15 protein-coding genes are annotated in these 18,175 nt (G+C 61.9%); 10 read left to right on the forward strand and 5 right to left on the reverse strand.

All coding sequences use genetic code 11. The annotated features are described in order from the left end of the window. The first annotated feature begins 38 nt into the window (after positions 1-38). The 6 genes from NJ1_RS16000 (at position 39) to hisC (ending at position 7,208) form a co-directional block, all read left to right on the forward strand. Positions 39-1,664 carry an FAD-binding oxidoreductase gene (locus NJ1_RS16000; RefSeq protein ID WP_245717408.1) on the forward strand — a complete coding sequence of 542 codons (1,626 nt, stop codon included), beginning with the start codon at positions 39-41 and terminating at the stop codon, positions 1,662-1,664. A gap of 16 nt (positions 1,665-1,680) precedes the next feature. Beyond that, positions 1,681-2,139: a nuclear transport factor 2 family protein gene (locus tag NJ1_RS16005; protein ID WP_067694300.1), complete on the forward strand. Its 459-nt coding sequence runs from the start codon at positions 1,681-1,683 to the stop codon at positions 2,137-2,139. 32 nt (positions 2,140-2,171) lie between these two features. Next, positions 2,172-2,987, forward strand: coding sequence for an N-acyl homoserine lactonase family protein (locus tag NJ1_RS38120; protein WP_084478325.1), 816 nt, complete (start codon positions 2,172-2,174; stop codon positions 2,985-2,987). Between the two features lie 193 nt (positions 2,988-3,180). Next, complete coding sequence (locus NJ1_RS16015; protein WP_084478327.1) at positions 3,181-3,666, forward strand: Lrp/AsnC family transcriptional regulator; 486 nt, start codon at positions 3,181-3,183, stop codon at positions 3,664-3,666. A 148-nt stretch (positions 3,667-3,814) separates the two neighbouring features. Further along, the gene (locus NJ1_RS16020; RefSeq protein WP_157574007.1) at positions 3,815-6,034 is read left to right on the forward strand and encodes a cytochrome P450/oxidoreductase; all 2,220 of its coding nucleotides are present in this window, start codon (positions 3,815-3,817) and stop codon (positions 6,032-6,034) included. 73 nt (positions 6,035-6,107) lie between these two features. Then, positions 6,108-7,208: a histidinol-phosphate transaminase gene (hisC, locus tag NJ1_RS16025; RefSeq protein ID WP_067694310.1), complete on the forward strand. Its 1,101-nt coding sequence runs from the start codon at positions 6,108-6,110 to the stop codon at positions 7,206-7,208. Positions 7,209-7,225: 17 nt separating this feature from the next. Here the strand turns inward: hisC and NJ1_RS16030 are convergent, their stop codons facing one another. Then, positions 7,226-7,813, reverse strand: a complete 588-nt coding sequence (locus tag NJ1_RS16030) for a TetR/AcrR family transcriptional regulator (protein ID WP_067694313.1) — start codon at positions 7,811-7,813, stop codon at positions 7,226-7,228. A gap of 130 nt (positions 7,814-7,943) precedes the next feature. Here NJ1_RS16030 and NJ1_RS16035 point away from each other — a divergent pair, with 130 nt between their 5' ends. The 3 genes from NJ1_RS16035 (at position 7,944) to NJ1_RS16045 (ending at position 11,265) form a co-directional block, all read left to right on the forward strand. Further along, on the forward strand, positions 7,944-8,303 hold the full coding sequence (locus NJ1_RS16035) for a nuclear transport factor 2 family protein (RefSeq protein ID WP_067694316.1): 360 nt from the start codon (positions 7,944-7,946) through the stop codon (positions 8,301-8,303). 63 nt (positions 8,304-8,366) lie between these two features. After that, positions 8,367-9,347 carry an aldo/keto reductase gene (locus NJ1_RS16040; protein ID WP_067694319.1) on the forward strand — a complete coding sequence of 327 codons (981 nt, stop codon included), beginning with the start codon at positions 8,367-8,369 and terminating at the stop codon, positions 9,345-9,347. Between the two features lie 652 nt (positions 9,348-9,999). Further along, positions 10,000-11,265, forward strand: a complete 1,266-nt coding sequence (locus NJ1_RS16045; protein WP_067694698.1) for a helix-turn-helix transcriptional regulator — start codon at positions 10,000-10,002, stop codon at positions 11,263-11,265. A 54-nt stretch (positions 11,266-11,319) separates the two neighbouring features. Here NJ1_RS16045 and NJ1_RS16050 read toward each other — a convergent pair whose 3' ends face one another. Together NJ1_RS16050 and fdhA are read right to left on the reverse strand one after the other, a co-directional pair. Further along, positions 11,320-11,721 carry a GlcG/HbpS family heme-binding protein gene (locus NJ1_RS16050; protein ID WP_067694323.1) on the reverse strand — a complete coding sequence of 134 codons (402 nt, stop codon included), beginning with the start codon at positions 11,719-11,721 and terminating at the stop codon, positions 11,320-11,322. Between the two features lie 62 nt (positions 11,722-11,783). Further along, the gene (gene fdhA, locus NJ1_RS16055) at positions 11,784-13,004 is read right to left on the reverse strand and encodes a formaldehyde dehydrogenase, glutathione-independent (protein ID WP_067694701.1); all 1,221 of its coding nucleotides are present in this window, start codon (positions 13,002-13,004) and stop codon (positions 11,784-11,786) included. A gap of 391 nt (positions 13,005-13,395) precedes the next feature. Between fdhA and NJ1_RS16060 the strand changes: the two genes are divergently transcribed. Beyond that, on the forward strand, positions 13,396-14,649 hold the full coding sequence (locus tag NJ1_RS16060; protein ID WP_067694326.1) for an MFS transporter: 1,254 nt from the start codon (positions 13,396-13,398) through the stop codon (positions 14,647-14,649). Between the two features lie 1,488 nt (positions 14,650-16,137). Here the strand turns inward: NJ1_RS16060 and NJ1_RS39120 are convergent. After that, a complete protein-coding gene (locus NJ1_RS39120) occupies positions 16,138-16,620 on the reverse strand; it encodes a hypothetical protein (RefSeq protein ID WP_157574008.1) in 483 nt (160 codons plus the stop codon). 24 nt (positions 16,621-16,644) lie between these two features. Beyond that, positions 16,645-17,436, reverse strand: coding sequence for a peptide deformylase (locus NJ1_RS16065; protein ID WP_067694330.1), 792 nt, complete (start codon positions 17,434-17,436; stop codon positions 16,645-16,647). Positions 17,437-18,175 lie beyond the last annotated feature (739 nt).

Here is an 18,175-nt window from a genome sequence, read left to right on the forward strand (position 1 = left end):
CATCCCCGGCAGTCCAATTGTCCAGCTGGCCACCCGAAGTGGACGATCTGCCCGAATCTGTACATCTCCCGGACGAACAGGACTCGAAACGGTCCATTGCATGGCAATCCGTCTCACCCGGCAACCATTCGATAGACAGTCCACAGCTGAGTCTCGATACTTTCGTTACCAGCCGAAAGGTGCCGACGCGAAGGGAGGTAATGCGCATGTCGTCACGCGAACACCTGGAGCGATCGGGGTCCACACGCACTTCCCGCTCGCGTCCAGCGGACCCGGAATTGCCACACGACACCACATCGCTGTTGCACACACTTGCCAGGAAACTGCCCGCCGGAACGCTACTCACCGAGCCCGCGACGATGGCACCCTATCTCGCCGACGAAGCCCACCTGGTGTTACCGGGTGCAGCGCTCGCCGTCGTCATGCCCGCCAGCACCGACGAAGTGAGCGAAGTGCTGCGATGGGCCAGCACATATCGCGTCCCGGTGGTTCCTCGCGGAGCCGGCACCGGTCTCTCCGGTGGCGCGACCGCCGTGGACGGCTGCGTCCTGCTCAGCACCGCGAAGCTCGACCGGATCCTGCGAATCGACCAAGAAGAACTGATCGCAATCGTCCAACCCGGGGTGATCAACGCCGACCTCGGCCGCGCGGCATCTGCGGTGGGCTTGAACTACGCGCCGGACCCCTCGAGCTTCGAAAGCTGCACCATCGGAGGGAACGTGGCCACAAACGCAGGTGGACTGTGCTGTGTCAAGTACGGCCGAACCAGAGATGTGGTGTTGAGCCTCGAAGCGGTACTGGCCGATGGCCGCATCATCCGCACCGGCAGTTCGGCACGAAAAGATGTCGCCGGTTACGACTTGAGCAGTCTGTTCGTAGGGTCCGAGGGCACGCTGGGAGTCATCACGGAAGTGACGCTGAAGCTGATTCCCGCCCGTCGGGCAACCCGTTCCACCGTGGTCGGGTTCTTCTCGACGCTCGCGGGCGCCGGCCAGGCCGCCGCGGACATCATGCGATCGGACATCATCCCGAGCCTGCTCGAGTTGATCGACCAGGAGGTGCTGCGCTGCATCGAACGGTGGCAGCCACTCGGAATCGACCCCGACGCCGCCGCGATGCTCATCGTGCAATCCGACAGTGGGCACGCCGAGCACGAGACCGAGATTCTCACCGCCATCCTCACCGAAGCCGGGGCAACAGATGTAGTCCCCGCCGCCAGTCACAGCGAGAGCGAGATGCTCGTCGCTGCACGGCGCCTGGCATTTCCCGCCCTCAGTCGACTCGGCGTCTGCCTGGTCGAAGACGTGTCCGTCCCCCGCAGCCGACTTCCGGACATGCTCGCGCACATTCCACTGATCGCCGCCGAACACAACATAAGAATCGGAACGGTCGCTCACGCCGGCGACGGAAACCTACATCCGACGATCGTGTTCGACGCATCCGACTCCAGCGCCCACGATCGCGCTTACGCCGCAGCCGAGGACATCTGCCGGGTCGCGCTGCAGTTAGGCGGCACGATCACCGGTGAACACGGTATCGGAGTACTCAAACGCGATTTGCTGGCACATCAATTCGATCCGGCCACGATGAGCGTACAGCGAGCCATCAAGAACGCGATCGATCCCATGAACATACTCAATCCCGGCAAGGTATTGAGTCCGTAAAAGAGAAGGAGAAAAAATGACACAGGAAACGAAGGCCGACCCGGCGGGCCGACTGAACGCGGAGTCGGGCTCACAATCGGAGATCGAGCACATCTTCCAGGCCTGGGATCACGCCTTGGCGACCAAGGACCTGGAGGCCGCGCTCGTTCTGTACGCCGATGACGCAACCATCGAAAGCCCGCTGATTCCTTCTCTCATGGGAACCGACGAGGGGATCGTGCGCGGGAAGGCCGAACTCCGAAAGTTCATCGACATCGTCTTTCAGCGAACCCCAGCGTCGAGGAAGCACTTCCGGACCGGATATTTCACCGACGGAACCCGTCTGACCTGGGAATACCCCCGGCAATCGCCGGACGGGGAGCAGATGGACTACGTGGAAGTCATGGAGATCGTCGACGGTCTGATCCAGAATCACCGGGTCTATTGGGGCTGGTATGGCCACCGTATCCTGAAGAATGACGAATATCGTCGCTGAGCAAGCGATGGTCGTTCAAAGGAGAATGACCTATGCCCATCACGCTCAGGAGTATCAATGTCGGATACCCCAAAGGCTCTGATAAATCACTCATGATCAACCTCCCTCAGGCGAAAAACATACCGTGGACCTTCCCGGCCATAACGTATGTGATCGAGCATCCTGCAGGCAGGATTCTGTTGGACACCGGGATATCGCCGCGAAGCCCCTCGGAATGGATGCCCGAATGGCGACAATTGATCGATCTCGAACTTGTGCCACCCGACGTGTGCCTCGAGAATCGATTGAAACAGCTAGGGCTCGGTCCGGAAGATTTCAAATACGTAGTCATGAGTCACCTTCACGTGGACCACGCGGGAGGACTTCGACTCTTCGAACATGCCGATGTCACGATCGTTATTCATGAGAACGAATACCGACACGTGCGATCCATGCAGTCTTCTGCAGAAGCATTTTACGCGAAGGTCGACTTCGAATTTCTCGACCGTGCGCGAGTGCAATTGGTGTCCGATGACGTCGTAGAATTGGCCGACGGAATAAAATTGATCAGCCTCCCCGGTCACACGCCGGGAACAATGGGGATGCTGATTCGGCTACGGCAGACAGGATGGGTACTGATCGCATCGGACGCGCTGTATCTACACGATTGCTACGGTCCACCCGCAGTCGGATCAGCGATGGTTTGGGACGGGCAGGAGTGGGAACGATCGGCAGATAAGATTCGACAGCTGGCAACCGAGCACGAGGCACTCATATTTCCTGGCCACGACGAGATCGGCATACGTCAACTATCGGATCGCCTCGAATACAACCAGATAGGATTTTGGCCGAACATGACGTACGAATAGCTGGCCGCTCGGGGGCGTCGAACTCCCGGCACCATCGAGTACGGCAGTACAGGCCAGCGGCGGAAGTGCGACCACAACGGGTCGTAGTCGGTCACGGGTACGCTCACAGTGAAGGGTCGTGCGTTCCCGTGACCTGCTCGTTCGCCGGTCCTGTGAAGAGCAGGTCTGTCCATCGAACAGTCGAGGTAGTCGAGTGAAAGAGCACCCTGCTGCACCGCACGATGCTGACGCGACGGTGGACGCCGTGGACATGACTCTTCTGCGGCTACTGGCGCAAGACGCCAGGCTCTCGGTCTCGGCCCTGGCAGAGCAGGGAGCGATCTCGCGAGCATCGGCGTACGCCCGCTTGGGAAGATTGCAGAAGTCGGGCGTCATCGAGGGTTTCACTGTGCGTGTCGATCCGACGAAGACCGGTGCCGGCTTCGGTGCGATCATCCTGCTCACCGGAGGCCAACTCGCCTCCGGCGAGCTACGCACACAACTCACCGACATGCCCGAGGTCGCGTACGCGGCATTTGTTACGGGCGCCTCCGATGCCATCGTGCTCGTCCGAGTCCGCGACATGGACGCATTGCGCGATCTGATTTTTCTCAAGCTTCAAAAGCTTCCCGGAATCCGAGGCAGTCACACCCTGATTGTCATGGAAGAAGTAATACCCCCTCGCATGGTCCTTCCGTGACGTCCGGAATTCACGCATGAGATCCTGAAATGCGTGCCCGCTAAAGGCAACTTCCGCTGGACGAATCGAGTCGGCGATGTCCCGAGTGCGGCAATCCGTCCGAGATACTCGACGAGATCTGGCCGGTACTCCGCACAGTCCGACATGATTGGTTCCCGTATTACCGCGGACAATCTCGACGACTTGGAGTCGGCCAGTGCGCTATGGCGAGCTCGTCACAATCGACCAACTCGATATCGATCCTTTCCCGATTTACGCCCGTCTGCGCCGGGACGAGCCGGTGTCATGGGTACCCGTCGCACACGCACATTTCGTCACCAGATGGGCCGATGTGCAACGCGTAGCACGTGATGAAGCAGTATTCAGCGCTGCAGTCCATGACTCGCCGCTGAGCGTTGCGATCGGCCCGAACCTGCTGCACAGTGACGGCACGTACCATGCCGCGTTGCGCCGCCCGCTCACCGCAGGACTGCGCCCCTCGGTCATCCGTGCACGCGGAGAAAAGATCGTCGACCACCTGGTCACCACCCTGCTGGAGGGACTGCGAGAGCGCACACACGCCGATCTCATCGCCGACTTCGCCCAAGAACTGTCCGTCCGCACCCTGCTGGAGGTCACTGGACTACCGCCAGTGCCTACCAGCACAGTGGTTGGCTGGCTGGACGGACTCGCCGCCGGCGCCTCCAACTACGAGCGCGACCCGATCAAGACAGCGTTGGCCGAGCAAGCCAACGCCGAGGTCGACACGATCGTCGAGACCGAACTCAAACGGGGGCCCGTACCGGGCAGCTTGCTCGAGGCGTTAGCAGCCACGACCGCGAACGACACGCGTGTGATCAGCTCTGCAGAGATCAGTTCCACGGTGAAGTTGCTCATCATCGGCGGAATGCAAGAGCCACGAGACCTGTTCGGCACCGCGATGAACGCCTACCTGAGCTCCGAATCGGTGCGCAACGCCGTCCTGCACGAACCAGACGCGATCACTCGGCTCATCGAAGAGTCTCTGCGGTGGGGATCACCGGTCGGCACCGTCACCCGCAAGGTCATGGAACCGGTGACGATCAGCGGCGTGTCCCTCGAACCGGGCGCCATCGTCGCTGCGGTGCTCGCCTCGGCCAACCGCGACGAGCGCCAATGGGACCATCCCGATGAGTTCGACATCGCCCGGGCCTCCTACCAGCACCTGGCATTCAGCGCGGGCGTGCACTCCTGTGTGGGTGCGACCCTGGCCCGTACCGAAGTGCGCAAAGCACTCGAAGCACTGGTACCCGCACTGCACGGGCTCGAACTTTCCGGACCAGCAACCTTTCGCGGCTGGGAGTTCCGTGGGCCGATCACATTGCCCGTGCAATGGACCCACAGCACCACCGCGAAGCGGCCACGGGTGAACACCGACACCGCCCCTGCGGTCCGAGAACTCGAAGTGATCGATCGGCAGCAAGACACACACGACGTCGCAACGCTCACTCTCACCGATCCCCACCGCGCACCCTTGCCACCCTGGCAACCCGGAGCGCACATCGACTTGCATCTACCCACTCACACAGGCACGCTCATTCGCCAGTACTCACTGTGCGGCGATCCCACCGATCCGAGCAGGTGGCGCATCGCCGTCCAACTCGATGCGTCCGGTCGCGGCGGGTCCGAATGGATACACGAACAACTGACCTGCGGTAGCCGCGTAACGACCACCGGACCGCGAAACAACTTCCCGCTCGCCGAAGCTCCCGAGTATCTTTTGATCGCTGCTGGTATCGGGATTACACCGATGCTGCCCATGATCAGGGCGATCTCTGCGTCCGACCGACCGTGGCGGCTGCTGTACATCGGTCGTTCGCTCGATTCATTCGCGTTTCGCGACGAACTCGCCGACTACGGGGAGCACGTGCAACTCTGGTCGACCAGCGAATCCGGCCGACCCGATCTGAGCACACTGTCACTCCCCTCGGCCGGCGGTGCGGTCTACGCATGTGGACCCGAATCGCTCAACGATGCACTGATCACCCTCTCGGCCGACGGACACGGTGACTGGGCGAGAGTCAGCCTCCACATCGAACGATTCACACCACGAAAGCCGGTCCCCCGCTGCCCCGGCGAGGAACACGAATTCGATGTCGAACTTCTCAACAGCGGTGTGACGGTACAGGTGTCACGAGACCAATCGGTGTTGTCCGCACTCGAAGAGATCGGCGTATTCATCCCATCCGCGTGCCGGGAAGGGATCTGCGGCTCGTGCGAGGTGCGTGTACTCGACGGTGCCGTTGACCATCGAGACAGTCTCTCTGCCGCACGAACATCGCCGGACGAGGAACTCATGCTCGTCTGCGTTTCCCGATGTGCGGGGGAGAAATTGGTGCTCGATCTATGAACAGCCCGATCGCCTCCACGACCTCAGACCCTCGAGCACGACGGGCACAACTCTTCGCGGCAGGAGAATCCCAGTGACTGACACCCCTCGACTGCGTGAGGCGCTACACACCTTACCCGACTACAGCCGCATATCGGCACCGCCGACCGGGCCGGATACTCACGCCTTCACCCTGTCAGCCAACGAAATCCCGGGACCGCCCTTACCCGAAATACTCGAGACAGCCGTGCAGGCAGCAGCCAGTGCAAACCGCTATCCCGATATCAGCTGCGCAGACCTCACCGCGGAACTCGCACGAACCTTCGATGTGCCTGCATCGCACGTCGCCACAGGAACCGGCTCGACCGGTGTCCTTCTACAGTTGCTCCACGCCACAACGGACCCCGGCGACGAGGTGATCTACGCCTGGCGGTCATTCGAGGCATACCCCATCCTCACCAGAATCCGTGGCGCCGATCCGGTCGAGGTACCGCTCAGCGACGAGAGGCACGACCTCGACGCGATGGTCGCAGCCATCTCCCCACGGACCCGCCTGATCATCGTGTGCAACCCGAACAACCCGAGCGGCACCGCTGTTCACCGCCAGGAGTTGTGCGCCTTCCTGGATGCTGTTCCCTCTGACGTGCTGGTGGTGCTCGATGAGGCCTACCGCGAATTCGTCACCGATCCCGACGTCCCCGACGGACTCGAGTTGTATCGAAATCGCCCCAACGTCGCAGTGCTACGCACCTTTTCCAAAGCGTACGGGCTGGCCGGACTTCGCGTCGGATTCGCAGTCGCCCACGACAAGGTCGCGAAAGCGTTGCGCCAGACCGCAGTTCCCTTCGGCATCACCCGTATCGGGCAAGACGCAGCTGTTGCGGCCCTTCGCGCGGACAATGCGATGAGACTACGAGTGCAGTCCCTCGTGCGCGAGCGCGAGCGCGTGGTGGAGAAACTAACGGCGCAGGGCTGGCAATTGCCGCGGACTCAGGCGAATTTCGTGTGGCTCCGACTCGATGACCGGACATCCGAACTCACTGAAAGCTGTGTCCGACAGGGCCTTTCAGTGCGTTCTTTCGCCGGAGAAGGAGTCCGGGTGACGATCGGCGACCCCGAGGCCAACGATCTGTTCCTGAAGGTCACCGCCAACTTCCATCGATCACCGGCGCTCCGCAGACGGAGCGGACAGTAGCGACACACAACACGTCCCTACCCGATCACGCGCGCGCCCTTCTCGAAACACCAGCGCAACGTGTCGAGGTACTCCTGAAAGGGTCGATGCGGATCCCATGTCTCGTACGCAGTGCTCGCCGCGGCCACCGCGAGGTGGAAAAGAAAGGTCGTTTCGACCTGATCACCCGGGTCGGAGTGGTGCTGCCCCAGCCAGGTTCGCACATCAGCGAGAAAACTGTCGCTACTGTCACGTGCGGACTCGGCAAGCGTCGGAGAACGGGACTTGAGCACTTTCTGCAACGCCAGCCGGTCACCGACGAGGTCGGCAAAGCCGAAGAAAACAGCAGTCAAGAACTCCCACGGGGGCTCCTCGACAGATCGAGCCTCGATCAGCGCCCGCCAACGAATGGCGTCCTCGGGATCGGGATCGAACACGACCGCCTCCTTGCTGACGAAGTAATTGAAGAAGGTCGTACGCGCGACTCCGGCAGTGGCGGCGATCTGCTCCACGCTCACAGCTTCGAAGCCGTGCTCGTCGATCAGAGCTAGGGCTGCGGCGCGGATCGTTCGCCAGGTCTGCAACTTCTTACGGTCGCGCAGCGACGCGGCAACAGGAGGGGCCATGCCCAGATTCTATCAGTGAACGCAGACCAAACTTGAACTCAGTACACATATGAGATACGGTTCGGAAACCGAGAGCACAAGCCTCTGCACTGCAAGATCACCAACCATCCGAACGAAACCGGAGCTGACAATGACTGCGAACAAGAACACCGTCGAGCGTTACATCGAGGGCTTCCGCCGCGGTGACCACGAGCAGATCCTCTCGTGCGTGACCGACGACGTCCTGTGGGAAATCCACGGCCACGCCACAGTCCGAGGCAAGAGCGACTTCGCAGGTGCCATCAACAACGAGGCAACACCAGGACTCCCCACGCTCACGATCGACCGCCTGATCCAAGAGGGTGACAGCGTCGTCGCGGTAGGCAACGGCGGCGTCGACCTGGCCGCTGGTGGCCGACTGGAGTTTCTGTTCTGCGATGTATTCACCTTCAGCGGTGAACAGATCTCTCGCCTCGAGACCTACCAGGTCAATCTCAGCGGCACTGTCTAGAAATGTCACCGCCCGCGCCGCCTCCACGGGGCGGAAGTCCCCTCGACACGTAACGAGAACGTAGTGAAACAACGCAGCCTCGGCCGGCAAGGCCTGCAGACCTCCACACTCGGACTCGGCACCATGGGTATGACCATGGCCTACGGGGCCGCCGACGACACGCACAGCACCGCGACCATTCACCGCGCGCACGAACTCGGCGTGACGATGTTCGACACCGCGCAACTCTACGGTCACGGACGCGGCACGAGCGAACAACTCCTCGGCCGCGCCATCCACGACTATCGCGACGACGTCATCGTGGCCACCAAGTTCGGCTTCGACTTCGACAAAACCACCACAATCCCCGGCATGCCCGGTTTCGAGATGCCGACCCTCAGCAGCACACCAGCCAAGATCCGGGAAGTCACCGACGACAGCCTGCGTCACCTCGACACCGACTACATCGATGTCCTCTACCAACACCGGGTCGACCCGAACGTACCGATCGAAGAAGTTGCCGGCACCGTCGGAGAACTCATCAACGCAGGCAAAGTCCGTTATTTCGGGCTCAGCGAGGCGCCACCAGACGTCATACGCCGTGCGCACGCGGTGCAGCCGGTCTCAGTACTGCAGAGCGAATACTCGATCTTCCAACGATGGAACGAACACGATGTCCTGCCGGTCGTCCGGGAACTCGGTATCGGATTCGTGGCCTACTCACCATTAGGGCGCGGGTTCTTGACGTCGAGTATTCGCTCACGTACCGAGTACGACGTGGGGGATATTCGACGCACCGACCCGTTCTGGCAGGACGAGGACTATGAGGCGAACATCGCGGCGATCTTCGAACTGACAACACTCGCGGCCGCACGAGGGATCACCCTCGCCCAGTTTGCACTGGCATGGCTACTGGCCCAAGGTCCAGACATCGTGCCGATCCCGGGTACCCGCAGCCCCGCGCGCCTCGAAGAAAACCTTGCCGCAGCCGAAATCGATCTTACAGCCGACGAATTGGCTCGTGTCACCACCATCCTTCCGCGCGGCGGACACAGAAACCGCTAGTTGCGTTCCGCTACAGCACTCGCGTCGCACATGACGAACTGCCTATGGCCGCAGGCAAATTCCCGGCATGCATATCTACATTCATAAATTAATGCAGATATGCGACTGTTAGCATATTAATCGGGTGAGCCTTCACACGTCGTCCAGATATCGACCGCCGCCTCTAATCGGAGATAATTGCGAGAAAGTTTCGACGGAGCCGCTCGTCGTTGTGGATCGATTCGGGGAGCTGAATCGGCCGCCGTCCCCTGCGGTCCCTGGCGTAGTTCGCTCCTGGAAACCCTGCGATGATCATGTCGATCATTTCTATTCTGGCCGTCGGAGTGCGGTACCGCGCAGGAGGCCTTACAGGGCTGAGTCGATCGACAAACTTCCATGATGACCTACCTCGCCCGACAGGCGCGATCGGTCTCTCGGCCACCAGGTGTCCTCATTTCCCACCCACCGGCCTCCATATACCAAGCGCGGACAAAAGCACGTGGCCACAACGTCGTCCGGAGGGGCCGACCATAGGTTGCCGACAGCGCCCACAGCATCGACAGGGTCGTCACGCGATGAGTTCTCACACCACACTCGGTCTACCTTCACAGACAGGACAGAACTACCCGTTCGGATAGCGTGCACCCATCAGGAGGTGCCTACAGTGATGACAATGAGCCACCTGGTCACACCCAGCAGCTCCGACGCGCTGGTGACCATACGCGCGGTCATAGACGGACCACTGCCAGGGATCGCGCAGCGATTCTCCCGATCGATCGCACCGCTGTGCCGGCACACCGCGCTCATCATCTACACCAGGGAATGCACAGGCCGCCCACGAAAGGTTGCCGGGGCACCGCAAATCGTTACCCGCGCGACCATCACCGAACTCGAGGCCCTCAAACAGACAACCGAGCCCGGCACTCGTTTCCAGGGACGCGCGGTCGTGGGTGCGGTTCCCCGGCACGTATGGGTGTCCCACGACCCCAGCGGCATGCTCCTGGTGCTCGTGGTCGAACACGACGTCGATCCCACCTGCGCGTTCGTTGTCGAAGCGATGTTCGGGCTCGTTGCGACCTCCATCAAGCAACAGGTCACGCAGGCCAGTCCCGACTTTCTCAGCGATTCCCGTGCCGCATCCAACGAACGAGCACGTACCATCGCGGAACTGACCGCCGCCCACGAGGCGAACCTGTTGGCCGTTCTCGGGGCACTGCGTTCGGGACGCTACGACGATGCACACGCCCGCAGCGTCGCGACACAGATCACGTCCAGCGCGTTGATCGACGTGCGCGCAGCGACCGAGAACGATCGCGCGCTCGCCCAGGAGAACATCTTCACCGCGTTCGTGCGCCTGCGCCACGACCTTGCTGTCGTTCTGGGTGAACGCGATATCGACCTACAATGCATCGAACCGACTGACCGCAGCGAAACTCTCCCCGGCGAAATTGCCCACGCCGCCCGAGCGATCGTACGAACCATCGTGGTGGCACTAGCCGCGCACCCAGAACTCAGCAGACTACGTATCGCGTGGGATCGCCGCGACCACGCTCTGCTGATCGACGTACGAGACCAGCAGAGCACGCCGCTGGACAACGCGTTCCTGGCACACGAGTTGGCCGGACGGGTCGATCCCCTGGGCGGAACCCACACCATCGAGACTCTTCCGGGCTGGGGCAATCGCATAGCGGTCTCGCTGCCGCTCGAGCCGCCCCCCATACACACCGTCGGCGACACCATGACAACGCTCAGCAAGCGAGAACTACAAGTGCTGCAACATATCTCAGCAGGAAGGCGCAACAAGACCATCGCCGCGGAGCTCAATCTCAGCCAGAACACCGTGAAATTCCATGTGAGCAGAGTGCTCAGGAAGCTCGGTGCCACCTCACGCAGCGAAGCTGCGGCTATCGCCGCTCGCGCGGGGCTTGGAACAGCCTGACCACACGACACGAATTCCCGGTAGTGCCGCGCAGTGCAGGCTGTGCTGCCCCGATCAGAAACTGTCCCGACCAGCTTCCGCGATCTGTTGGTCCTGCTCGCCGGAGCCACCGCTGACTCCGAGCCCGCCGATCACCTTCCCCTCACGCCTCAAGGGAACTCCACCAGCGAAAATAGCCACACGCCCGCCATTGGTGGAATGGATACCGAAGAACTGCTGCGTAGGCTGGGAGTTCTCCCCCAGATCTTTGGTCTGGATATCGAACGCACGCGACGTCCACGCCTTGTTGATCGAGATATCGACACTGCCGATCCACGCCCCGTCTTGACGCACGTGCGCGATCAAATTACCGCCGTCATCGACGACGGCGATGTTGACCGGCTGACCGATCTCGACGGCCTTGTTCTCCGCTGCCTCGATGATGGCGCGAGCCTCAGCCAAAGTGAGAGTGGACATGAATGAATTCCTTCCATTGTTTGGATTCTGTTCGGGTAGAGATCAACTCGCAACAGCCAGGTTCAGTCGGTGAGGAGGCCACTGGGGTCGAGCACGTATTTCGTGGCGGCGCCCGCATCGAACTCCGCGTACCCGCGCGGTGCGTCACTCAACGCGATCGCCGTGGCGTTGACCGCTCGCGCGATCTGAACCCTCTCGTGCAGGATCGCCTGCATCAAAGGCCGGTTGTACTTCATGACCGGACATTGACCGGTAGTGAACGACAGTGACTTTGCCCACCCCGTCCCCAAACTCAACGACAGCGCCCCGACTTTCGCCGCATCATCCACAGCACCGGGGTCACCAGTGACGTACAAACCCGGAATACCGATCGCTCCCCCGGCCTCGGTGACGTTCATCAGGGAATTGAGCACCGCCGCAGGCGCTTCCGCCGCCTGCGCACCACCTCCGTGACTGCGCGCCTCGAATCCCACCGCATCCACAGCCGCATCCACCTCCGGAACTCCGAGCAATTGCTCGAGTTGATCTTCGACACGGCCGGCACCGACATCGACTGTCGCACAACCGAAACTTCGCGCCTGCGCCAAACGATCCTGGTTGAGGTCACCGACGATCACCACCGCTGCTCCGAGCAACTGCGCCGAAGCAGCCGCCGCCAGCCCGACCGGACCCGCACCAGCGATGTACACGGTCGAACCGACTGTGACTCCCGCGCTCACGGCCCCATGGAATCCGGTCGGGAAGATATCGGACAGCATCGCAAGGTCGAGAATCTTCTCGAGTGCCTGATCGTGGTCAGGAAAGATCAGAGCGTTCCAATCCGCGTACGGTACGAGCACATACTCCGCTTGCCCGCCCACCCAGCCACCCATGTCCACGTAGCCGTACGCGCTTCCCGGCCGGTCGGGATTGACATTCAGACACAGGCCGGTCTTGCCGGCCTTGCAATGGCGGCATCGTCCGCACGAGATGTTGAACGGCACCGACACAATGTCACCGACCGCGACGAACTCCACATCGGGACCGACCTCCACAACTTCCCCGGTGATCTCATGTCCCAATACCAGCCCCACAGGCGCGGTGGTGCGACCACGAACCATGTGCTGATCGGAGCCGCAAATATTGGTCGCCAGCGTCTTCACGATGGCCCCGTGCGGCAACTTGCGACCGACGTTCGCCGGATTCACCCCCGGACCATCCCGCAGCTCGAAACTCGGATAGTCGATCTGGACAATCTCCACTGTTCCTGGACCCTTATACGCCACAGCGTGGTTTCCGGGCATGTAGCCCTCCTCGAGATACCCGTGCGCTGCGCGTGTGCTGCGCACATGTCATGCCGTCGATCCTCATACGCGCAGCTCCGCACCGAAATCACCACTTCGGGGCGTCGACACCGCCCAAACGAATAGCTTCACCGCCCGCACGGTCCTGGACTGGACCGACAGCACATCGGTCGCCAGCGCGCACGAAGACTCACGCGATCGACCACCGCGCGAGCGGGACACAGGATTCGAATCCACCGATCAGGGGACGTTCCCACCACGAAGAAGCCCTCACCGCAGTGGTAATTTTCGGCATGAGCACATCCGAGTCACGAGAAAAGACCAGCTCAAGGCGCTACTCGATCAGTGCGCAACTCTCCCTGGCGGTATCGACGACAACCACACACTGACCGTGCGTGCCTTCAACTCCGATACCGAAACCCCAGCCAACTCGGGTCCACTCCGGGTGCTGACAACGCTGTGTCTGACCGAGATCACCAGTTGGGGCATCCTCTTCTACACCCTGCCCGTACTAGCACTGTCCATCACACAGGACACCCACTGGCCCTTGTCGATGATCACCGCCGCGTTCTCCCTCGGACAACTCGCCTGTGCCGTCGCAGCCATCCCCGTCGGCCGTGTCCTGGACCGGGGCGGGCCACGCATGGTGATGACATTCGGATCGATACTCGCAGTGCTGGCGCTGAGCACCGTCGCACTCGCACCGAACCTGGCCATCTTCTTTCTGGGCTGGACATTTTCCGGCGTGGCCATGGCCGCAGTGCTCTATCCCCCCGCCTTCGCAGCAGTGACCCGCTGGTGGGGCGAGCAGCGCCTCAAAGCCCTCATGATCCTCACCCTCGCGGGCGGACTCGCCAGCACCGTCTTCGCGCCATTGACAGCATTGATCAACGAACACACCGACTGGCGCACAACATATCTGATACTCGCCACCGGGCTGGCGCTCATCACGATCCCCGCACACTGGTTCGGTTTACGTGGCCCCTGGCCACACCCGCCCACATCCCCACCCGCCCACGCTCAGTTCACCAACCACGCCACCGTGACCCGCAGCCGCGCATTCGCAATGCTCACTCTCACTTTGTGCCTGAGCGGATTCACCACCTCCGCCGCAGTGTTCAACCTCGTTCCCCTGCTGCGAGAACAAGGTATGTCCCCCACTGTGGCAGCGCTGACGCTGGGGTTGGTGGGAGTCGGACAAGTCCTGGGCCGGATCATCTACCTTCCCTTGGCCGCGCGCAGTACCGCTGCCACACGCACTCTCACCGTCGCGGTCGCCGTCGCCTCCGCCACCATCCTCCTGGGGCTGGTTACCAGCACAGTCTTGCTGATCGCCGGTTCACTCGGTGCCGGACTCGCCCGGGGATCCTTCACCCTCATTCAAGCTACCGCGGTCACCGACCGTTGGGGCACAACCAATTACGGACGCCTCAACGGTCAACTCACAGCACCGGTCGTCATCATCATGGCTCTGGCGCCCTGGGCCGGCACCACCCTGGCCAGTTGGACCGGTAGTTACGCCCACACCTACCCCTTGCTCGGCGCAATCGCGCTGCTGGGAATCGTGACCAGTACCGCAGCGAGCCCACCGCTCACCGAAATCACCAGCCCGAGCAGTCAAATCCGCGATGCGAGAACGCGATAGCCGACACGGCATCGCTCCCCGTGCCGTGCCGAACCGCCTGACACCCGGAACACGATGTTCCGGCTCGCCATCTCCTAGGTCATAGGTCTACCGCGACCGACGGACACTCTCGGCGCCATTCTCAGCAGTGGGAATCGAGCATGATGGAACGGACCGGTTGCGACAGAGGTATCGGTACTCCTCGCAAACAAACCCTGCCTCTGGCGGCATCACCACATTCCGACGGCCACCACACGCGAGCAGCACGTACCCTGCCAGCATGTGAAAGCCTGTCGATCTCTCCCGGATCGACTGTCGGACAAGTGATTCCGTGGTCCAGCAACGGTCCAAGGTGGGTGGTGACCGACCAAATATCCGAGTGTGTTCGGCCACCACCCACCCCCAGCAGTGACGAAGTCCTGCAGGGCGAACACCCGGTACGGCTCGCGAGTCCGGTAATAGGGGCGCAAAAACAACAGAGTCGTGTTCGCTGCTCAGCGCCGCCGTTCGGCCCAGAGTCGAGGGGGCGGGTGGGGTTTGCGCATATCGTGCGGCTACCCCTTGACACAGCGATGCAAGGTTCTCGGGTATGCGGGACCGGGACTTGGCGATAGTTCGTGCAGTCCACCCAGTTCCAGCGCCGTCGATCCCAGTCTGCGAGACCTTGCCGTAGTGCATGGTGCCACAGCAACGAATGCGGGATGTCGTGCCTGTGGATCTTGCCGTACAGCAACGCCCATGAACAACCAGGTCGTCGATATCGATTTGGAGCAGGTCCTCTACGCGGGCGCAGATCTCGTTCAGCATCCTCCACACAGCGACTTTCCCGCACGTGCATGTCTCAGAAAAGGAGACGGGCCGCATCGATCGCGATCTGCGCGCGAACCGGGTGTCGAACTCAGGCTGGGGCGAGAGGCCGCCGGGTGGGAACCGCCGGCACGGCCCGCCCTGTTCGCGGCACCAGCTCAGCCGGGCCAAGGCCAACGCGGGCACCGTAGTCGCAGTGGCCGGCACAAACCCCAACCTCGGCAACACGCATAGAGCCACCGCAAGCTCGAGGCGCACCGCGGGCCCGGCCCGCGCGACGCCACCGAATCCGTCCCGAACCGCAACGCTGCTGATCAACACGCGTCAGCAGCCGAGCAGCACACATCGCGCTTCCAAATCGCGCAGCACCGGCCTGACCAGCGCCTACACGAGCTCGGTGGTCCCTACGCCGTTGCTACCCGGGCCCCCGACGCCCGATAGCCGTCGCTCCGCTGGAACTCACACGCCATTGCTTCATTACTCCGAGCGCGCGCCGCACCAGGATCGGTGATTGACCGCCACGGTCTGCACCGCGACCACCCACTGCGCCAGGACGCAGATGTTGGACGTCAGGCGCGCGGCGGTGACGTGCTGCCCAACGAACGGAGTAACTGGCCGATCGGCCCACCGCCGGTGAAGAACGCGCGATCGCGCTGCCCTCCAGCAGTGCTGGACGGGCAACGCGATCAATTCCAGACCTGCTTACGGGAGCGTGAGTGAACCACTCCCAGCGAACCCGCCCGAGGCACTGCCGGTCAAAAGGACCGGAAGGAAATCAGCCGAGCCGGTGCTGGGCTCAGGGTGGTTGATGGGCGCTGTGGTGATCTCGTCCGCCGCGGAAGCCGACGCTGCACCACCGAAAACCATTGCCAAGCCAGCCAGGCCGCTGAATCCCCATGCACCGAGGTTGTTCTTCATCAAGGTATCTCCAAGCCGTTGTTGCGTGTGACAGTCGAATCGACAGCCAAGACGGTATCCGCCGGCCACACATCGCCCTTCCCACGGCTGGAAAGCCACATAGGAAACGATCGTCGATGTCATCGGCGCCCATTGGACGAGCAACCCGCACTCGACATCTTTACTATCAATACGGACAACGCCGCGGTCGCAGACCGGCTGAAAGAATGCCCCGCTTCCGGTCGCCATGATCGGGGTCACATTCGACACCGCCTGCGCGGTGGCCATGATCGCCCAGGTGGCCCACCGCAGTCAGGTCCCCTGCTCGCGCGCCGCGGCCTCGGCCGCCCGCATTGCTCGATACTCCGCGATCGGGATAGTGACAACGTCGTAATCGGTGTAGATTTTTCCGTTCAAGTGGTCCCACTCGTGCGCCCACAATCGGGCACGCGCACCCGAGAAGGAACTCGTCTGCGGCGTCCCGTCGAGCAGGACGTGGTCGAAGTAGACCAACTCATCGCGGTCCGTCTTGCCGCGCTCATCAAAGAAGGACAAGCAGCCTTCCCAATCCAGCTTCCGGGTGCTCTCACCGGAGCGGGGGATGTCATTATTCATCTTGGGGTTGTACAACGTCGTCCACCCGGTATCCGGCATGTAGACCACCGCAACGGAATACTCGAGTGCCTCTTCGGTGGGGTGTAACTGCATGGTGTTGAGCCCAGGGCCCTCCTTGAACGGATGCACTTTGCGCGCCTCCTCTCCGACCGCGATCAGGATCTCTTCTGCTCGGCGAGCCTTGTCCGCGTCCTCGGGCAACCGAAGCGGGCGTGCGGTACGACTCAGCAGCGGATCCCCTCTTTGTACGATGCCGATGGCAGCCATCTGTTGGCTGGGCAAGAGTTCCGGATCCTGATCTGTGCGCAGGTGCTGCTCCCGAACGAAACCCACGGGTGTATCTGCCAGTGCGCGCGCCCGCAGTCCATCTCTGAGTTCGCCGGTGACCGGTGGGAGTCCTCCACGCTGTGTGCCTATGCCCGTGACAGCGGCCGTGAGGCGGTCGATGATCACCCTCATTGCCTCTGCGAACGTATGGATCAAGGGCATCCGTCTTTCTCGATCGACAACGCTCCGGGCACAATGAGTTCTTCCGATATCACCCATCCACCTCCCCGCTATCTCGACGAACGATAAAACAGGGGTGGGTGTCCTGAGAAAAATCATCGGTAGTCCCAGCGATGACAAAGTGCGCGCGGCCGGCCCGGATCATCCCGAAGTAGTGTGGGCCCGAGCATGCGGGAGCGCGTCGCCCGACGTTCGTAAGATCCGCCGTAATCCCTTGCCCGGGAGCGTATCGAGGTGTATTCACACCACTGCGGGCACCCGCCGGCGACGACCGGTCCTCGCGCCGCCGAACTCGACCTCACCGCAGCCGATCCAGGATCCACACGAGGCCGTGAAACGCACTCCACACAGGTTTCGAGTAGATCTTCCGCGCCACGTTCGTCGTGGTCCAAGCACATATGTGCACGAACTCCGGTCGAGGCTCAGCAGCATCACCGCCTCACACGGAACAGCTCACCGAGCACGTATGCTCGGTGAGCCGATATTCTGCGGTATTCCGTTGGGTCGCATCAGGGTGTGATGCAGACCCGTGAATATTAGCCCATAGGGCCGCCAGGCCCGCGACGGCCCCGGCCGTCCATGTGCAGTCCACCATCAGGAACGTTCCCCCGAGGACTCGGCTTATCGTCATCGATCGGACATTTGCCCGCACATACCAGAACGAGCCATCCACCAGGGCCGTGCCACACATGTTCTCAGCTCCCACCCGCGTCGTGGCGGA

Origin of the sequence: Nocardia jejuensis NBRC 103114, assembly GCF_001613145.1 — a bacterium.
Classification (GTDB): Bacteria; Actinomycetota; Actinomycetes; order Mycobacteriales; family Mycobacteriaceae; genus Nocardia; species Nocardia jejuensis.

Excerpts from the sequence above, each read along its gene's own strand:
- NJ1_RS39120 (WP_157574008.1), bottom strand. The coding sequence starts at position 16,620 with ATGGCCACCGCGCAGGCGGTGTCGAATGTGACCCCGATCATGGCGACC.
- NJ1_RS16005 (WP_067694300.1), top strand. The coding sequence starts at position 1,681 with ATGACACAGGAAACGAAGGCCGACCCGGCGGGCCGACTGAACGCGGAG.
- NJ1_RS16065 (WP_067694330.1), bottom strand. The coding sequence starts at position 17,436 with ATGCCCTTGATCCATACGTTCGCAGAGGCAATGAGGGTGATCATCGAC.
- NJ1_RS38120 (WP_084478325.1), top strand. The coding sequence starts at position 2,172 with ATGCCCATCACGCTCAGGAGTATCAATGTCGGATACCCCAAAGGCTCT.
- NJ1_RS16050 (WP_067694323.1), bottom strand. The coding sequence starts at position 11,721 with ATGTCCACTCTCACTTTGGCTGAGGCTCGCGCCATCATCGAGGCAGCG.
- NJ1_RS16045 (WP_067694698.1), top strand. The coding sequence starts at position 10,000 with ATGAGCCACCTGGTCACACCCAGCAGCTCCGACGCGCTGGTGACCATA.
- NJ1_RS16030 (WP_067694313.1), bottom strand. The coding sequence starts at position 7,813 with ATGGCCCCTCCTGTTGCCGCGTCGCTGCGCGACCGTAAGAAGTTGCAG.
- fdhA (WP_067694701.1), bottom strand. The coding sequence starts at position 13,004 with ATGCCCGGAAACCACGCTGTGGCGTATAAGGGTCCAGGAACAGTGGAG.
- NJ1_RS16035 (WP_067694316.1), top strand. The coding sequence starts at position 7,944 with ATGACTGCGAACAAGAACACCGTCGAGCGTTACATCGAGGGCTTCCGC.